Here is a 4,261-nt window from a genome sequence, read left to right on the forward strand (position 1 = left end):
CCTGCGCGCCGCCTGCCCCTGCGCGCCGCCTGCCCCTGCGCGCCGCCTGCCCCTGCGCGCCGCCTGCGTCTGCGGGCCTCCCGCACGGGCCCGTCACCGGGGGCCCGTGCGAGAACCAAATCCCTATGCGAGACCACCCCTATGCGAGGGCAGGCGCCCCGCGGTCCACGTAGGCCGCCAGTGCCCGCACCCGGTCGGCGTGCTGGTCGTGGCCCACGATCACCGGCGGCTCGTTGTACGGCATCGCATCCGACGACCGCCGCAGCTTGATGTATTGTCCGCAGGCGTCGATCGCGTACGGCTCCATGTCGTCCTGCAACGCCCCGATCACCGTGATCCCGTACGTCTCCCCGATCCGCCGGAACAGCGCCACCGCCTCCCTGCGGTGCTCCTTGCCCAGGTTGCGCCCCAGCTCGTCGAGCACCAGGCACAGGTGCCCGCCCCCGGAGGAGGCGATGGCCGCCGCGCACACCAGCTTGACGGCCTTCTCGTCCATGAGCGCCGTGTTGGCCCGCCGGTTGTACGGCACGTACCCCTGCCCCTCGCCCCGCCGCCACTTCGGCGTCACCCGCCACTGCCAGCGCTGCTCGGGGTCGGCGGGCGCGGGCGGCACCGGGAACTCCAGCGTCGCGCCGTAGCCTCCGTAGGAGGTGTCGAGCTTGTCGAACTCCTCGGCCACCCGCGTCAACCGGGCCTTGATCGCCGCCGTCAGCGCGGCCCGGTGCACGGCGGTCGACTGGGCCGCCTCGTCCGCGCCACGGGCCGCCGCCGCCAGGTCGCGCTGCCGGGTGACGATCTGGGCCTCGATCTGGCGGCGCTGGTGGCGTTCGTACTCTTCCTGGCCGCGCAGGTAGGACGCCAGCGACCCGCACACCGCCGCGAACGTCGCCTGCTCGCGCGCCGTGCTGCCCTCCCGCTCGCTCATCAGGAACCGCAGCTCCTCCGGCAGCTCGGCCTCCTCCTCTGGGAACGTGTCGCGCAGCGCCTGGTCGAGATGGCGTTCGGCGACCCGCCACCATTCGTCGGCCGCGCGCGGGCGTTCGTCGTCGGGCTGGGCCTGGAGCCATTCGCGGGCGGTCTCGACCGTGCCGCCCCAGTCGGCGGCCAGCGCGTCGAGCTTGAGCGCCGCGCGTTCGGCGCCGACCTTCGCCTCCTGCTCGCGTGCCTGCGCCCGCTCGGACTCGTGCCGCTGCCGGCGGCCCTCCAGGCGCTCGATCTCCATGTCCCGGGTACGGGCACGGAAGTCGAGCGCCGTCGTCTGACGTTCGGCCTCGGCGACCTTCGGGGTCAGCTCGTCGACGGCCGAGTTCAGCTCGCCCAGCCGGGTACGCCGGTCGGCCAGCTTGGCCTCCAGCTCGGCCAGCCGCACCCCGGCCCTGGCCCCTTCCAGCCGCCGCTGCGCCTGCGCGACGGCCTCCTCCCCGTCGCCTACGGCCTGGGCCGCGTTCTCCTGGACGTCTCTGGCCCGGTTGAGCCGCTGCTCGGCCGCCTTGATCCGGGCCTCCCGGCCGGTGGCCACCCCGTCGAACGCCCCGACGACGCTCACCCCCGCCGCGCTGACCAGCACGGACCCTGGCAGGTCGGCCAGCGCGGCGACGGCCGCGCCGAGCTGGGCGGCGTCGACGATCACGGCGTGCTCGTCGGGCCAGCCGCGCAGCTCCCCGATCGCGAGCCCGCCCGGCGACCCCCCGGCGGCGGCCCGCGTCTTGCCGTAGCGCGCCTTGAGCGCCTCGCCCAGCGCCTGCCCCGCCCCGTCGTGCCCGTCGTCCGGCCGCTCGGCATCCGTCCGCCCGTCGTCTGACAGCTCGCGGTCTGACTGCTCGCGGTCTGACTGCTCGCGGTCCGGCAGCCCGGTGTGCGGTGGTGTGTGGGCGGCGTCGCGGGCCTGCTCGGCCACGTCGAGGGCGTCGAGCAGGCCGGTCGCGCCGATGCCCGCCGCCGCCAGCGCGTTGAGCTGGGACGCCGCCGGCCCGCCCTCGGCGTCGTCGAGCGCCGCCTGGGCCGAGGCCACCTCCTGGTCGGCCACCCCGAGCGCCTTGAGCGCCTCGTTGAGCCGCAGCCGGGCCTCGCCCAGCTCCCGCTCGGCCGTCGGCACGTCGCGCCCGTCGGCGAACCGGCGCGTCTCCTCCAGCGCCGGGATCGCACCGCGCAGCTCGTCGGCCGAGTTCTCCGCCACGGCCCGGTCGGCGTCGAGCTTGGCCGCGCGCGCCTGCAAGGCCACCAGCTCCTTGCGGGCCTGCGAGACCTGCCGGTCGAGCGTGTCTTCCCGCAAGGTGGCGATCTCCGCCTTGACCATGGCGATCGCCTCCACGGCGGACTCACCGGCCGCCTGATGGCGATCGAGGTCGGCGGCCAGCGCCTCGTCCTTGCCCGCCGCGTCGGCCAGCTTGCGCGCCTGCCGCCCGCGCCAGCAGCGCAGCGCGTCGGCCAGCCGGATGCGGGCCTGGTCGCGCCGGTCGAACGTGGCCAGCAGCGCCTTCGACTCCGTCTCGAACTCGGCCAGCCGGTCGGCCGCCTGCGCCGCGCGCACCCGCTTGGCGTGCTCGTCGCGCCGGGCCTCGCGCTCCTGCTCCAACTCGGCGTCGAGGCCGGTGAGCGCGGCGATGGCCTCGAAGACCCGCTCGGGCGAGATCTCGTTGAGCGGCTGGGAGAGCAGGTTGGTGGCGACCTTGCTGCGTACGGACGTGGACAGGAACGACACGCACCTGACCCGGTCACCGTAGAGGACCTTGGTCAGGTCACGCGCCACGACGTCGCGCCGCCCGGCCGACTTCGGCAGCGACGCCCAGATCTCGTCGGCCCGCGCCACCCGCTCGGCCTCCGACGGGGACGCCGCCAGATGCACCCCGTCACGCCAGCGGATCTCGAGGTGCGGCGCCTCCTGGTTGACCTTCAGCCACACGGTCAGGGCGCCGCCCGAGCTGTCGGGCACCTCGAACAGCTCCCCGCCCGCCCCCTCGGCCTCGTCGAGCACGAGACCCGCCTCGTCCGGGACAGGGCCGCCGGGCACCGCCCCCGCACCGGGGTCGAGCCCGGGCTCCTCAGGAGCGGGGGCGAACCCGTCCATCCCGGGCGGGCCGAACACGCCCACGATGTAGCCGTGGTCAGCGCTCGCCCACTGCCTGGCTCCCGCGCCGCTGGCCAGCTCCGCGTTGAACAGCAGCTCCGACACCGCCTTGGCGCCCGACGCGAAGCGCCACTGCTCGTCGCCGAGCAGCGCCGTGATCGACGCGATGAACGAGGACTTGCCCGCCCCGTTGGAGTCTTTCGGCCCCGCGCCCGCCACGACGATCAGCGTGCCGGGGACGGTGGGCACCGGATGGGTCGACAACCGTGAGATGTTGACCGCCTGTACGGCGATCAGCACCCGGTCTCCGACGACGTTCTCCACCTGCGACACCTTGAACCCCCGTAACCCTTCCATCCATGACAGACGCCAACGTGGGCGTCACTTGGCCGATCTCCGCGCGAGCACGGCGGCGGCCAGCGGCGTGCTCGGCCCGGCCGCCAGGATCAGCTCCTCCTGCAACCGCCGCCGTGCCGCCGGCGTGAGCCGGTGGAACTGCGGCCCCGGCACGTAGCCGCCCGCCTCCCCACCCGTTTCCCCGCCCGCCTTCACCTGGCCGAGCAGCCCCGCGTGCCGCAACACGCGCAGCGCCGCCTCCAGCTCGCCGATCGGGAGCTGGGTGTGCCTGCGCAGCTCGTCGACCGGCGTGGGATGCGGCGACAACCACGAGTCTTCCGGCAGCAGGCCCTCGGCCCTCGGGATGGCCACCGAGTGCACCAGCACGAGCGTCAGCACCGCCCGCTCGCTCACCCCCAGCCGGGCGCGCGCCGGATCGGGCGGGCCAGGCTCGGCCGCCACGGCGTCGTCGTAGCCGGAGGTCCAGCGGTCGCGGTGCTGGATCAGCGTGCGACCCCGCCTGGCCAGCATCTCGCCCAGCGTGCGGCGCAGCGCCGGGTCGCGCAGGGCGGCGAAACGCACCTCCTGCACGGGCTCTGCCGCGTGCTCGACCACCATGAACGCGGCCACCAGCTCGGCCCGCCGCCGCTCGTCGTAGCCGCCGAGCAGGTCGTCGAACTCGGCCCCGCCGCCCTCGACCCGCCCCCCGACCCCACCCACGGGCTCACCGGAGACCACCGCCGCACCCGCGCCCAACTCGCCCGCGCCCGACCCGCCCGCGCCGGGATCGGCGACCACGGCAGGCTCACCGGCCGCCACGGGCTCACCGGCCGCCACGGGCTCACCGGCCGCCACGGG

1 protein-coding gene and 1 pseudogene are annotated in these 4,261 nt (G+C 75.3%); both read right to left on the reverse strand.

What is annotated here, in order from left to right; genetic code table 11:
* Nucleotides 1-139: 139 nt before the first annotated feature.
* Entirely contained in the window at nt 140-3,424 is a 3,285-nt protein-coding gene (locus ABD844_RS09320) for a coiled-coil domain-containing protein (protein ID WP_425568527.1), read from the reverse strand.
* A gap of 24 nt (nt 3,425-3,448) precedes the next feature.
* Nucleotides 3,449-4,261, reverse strand: a pseudogene (locus ABD844_RS09325) (hypothetical protein); the annotation flags it as partial.

Source organism: Nonomuraea antimicrobica (genome assembly GCF_039536965.1).
Lineage (GTDB): Bacteria > Actinomycetota > Actinomycetes > Streptosporangiales > Streptosporangiaceae > Nonomuraea > Nonomuraea antimicrobica.

Coding starts and splice junctions, on each gene's coding strand:
- ABD844_RS09320 (WP_425568527.1), bottom strand. CDS start 3,424: ATGGAAGGGTTACGGGGGTTCAAGGTGTCGCAGGTGGAGAACGTCGTC.